This is a genomic window from Streptococcus sp. 9.1 (genome assembly GCF_016648815.1).
Lineage (GTDB): Bacteria > Bacillota > Bacilli > Lactobacillales > Streptococcaceae > Streptococcus > Streptococcus salivarius_E.
Genome location: NZ_JACLQS010000034.1, coordinates 1 through 1,209, shown reverse-complemented (window position 1 = coordinate 1,209; position 1,209 = coordinate 1). Strand labels below are relative to the sequence as shown.

The window sequence follows — 1,209 nt, the reverse complement described above, 5'->3', positions numbered from 1 at the left end:
GTAAGGTCTGTAGCGACAACTGGTTTAGCTGGAGCTGTTGTATCAGTTGTTGCTACCATTGGATCGCTGGCATCTGAAGTGTTTCCTGCTGGGTCTGTCGCTTTCGCTGTTACATTACCGGCTGGAATTGCTACAGTTGGTGTGATCGTAGCTTTACCATTTTCATCAGCTGTTGCTTCACCAATCTTGTTGCCGTCTTTATCGAACAATTCAACCTTAGTTCCTGGTTCTGCACTCACTTCAACCGGAGTCTTAGTACCTGCTTTGTCAGTAAGGTCTGTAGCGACAACTGGTTTAGCTGGAGCTGTTGTATCAGTTGTTGCTACCATTGGATCGCTGGCATCTGATGTGTTTCCTGATGGGTCTGTCGCTTTAGCTGTCACATTTCCTGCTGGAATGTCGACTGTTGGGGTAATGGTTGCTTTACCATCTGCGCCTGCTGTAGCTTCACCAATCTTGTTGCCATCTTTATCGTAAAGAGCAACAGTTGAACCTGGTTCTGCAGTTACTTCAACTGGAGTCTTAGTACCGGCTTTACCGGTAAGGTCTGTATCCACTACTGGTTTCGCTGGGGCTGTGGTATCTGTCGCTACTTTAGGATCACTTGCAACTGATGTATTACCAGCTGCATCTGTCGCTGTCGCTGTCACATTGCCTGCTGGAATAGCAACGGTTGGCGTGATTGTTGCTTTGCCATCTGCGCCTGCTGTCGCTTCACCAATCTTGTTACCATCTTTATCGTAAAGGGCAACAGTTGAACCTGGTTCTGCGCTGACTTCAACCGGTGTCTTAGTACCTGCTTTTCCTGTGAGGTCTGTAGCGACTACTGGTTTCACTGGCGCTTCTGTATCAGCGCCTGTAGTTGCCTTCGCTGGATCACTTGCGTCTGAGGTATTTCCGGCTGGGTCCGTCGCTGTCGCTGTCACATTTCCTGCTGGAATGTCGACGGTTGGCGTAATCGTTGCTTTGCCATCTGCGCCTGCTGTAGCTTCACCAATCTTGTTACCATCTTTGTCGTAAAGGGCAACAGTTGAGCCTGGTTCTGCGCTCACTTCTACTGATGGCTTAGTTCCGGCTTTACCGGTAAGGTCTGTGTTCACAACTGGTTTCGCTGGAGCTGTTGTATCTGTCGCCACTTTAGGATCACTTGCGTCTGATGTATTTCCTGATGGATCTGTCGCTTTGGCTGTTACATTTCCTGCTGGAATA

The 1,209-nt window shown here is 48.8% G+C and carries 1 protein-coding gene; it reads right to left on the bottom strand.

Annotated features, from left to right (window positions below):
- The coding region (locus tag H7T93_RS09875) for an Ig-like domain-containing protein (RefSeq protein ID WP_260314203.1) at window positions 1–1,209 on the bottom strand (1,209 nt) is incomplete at both ends.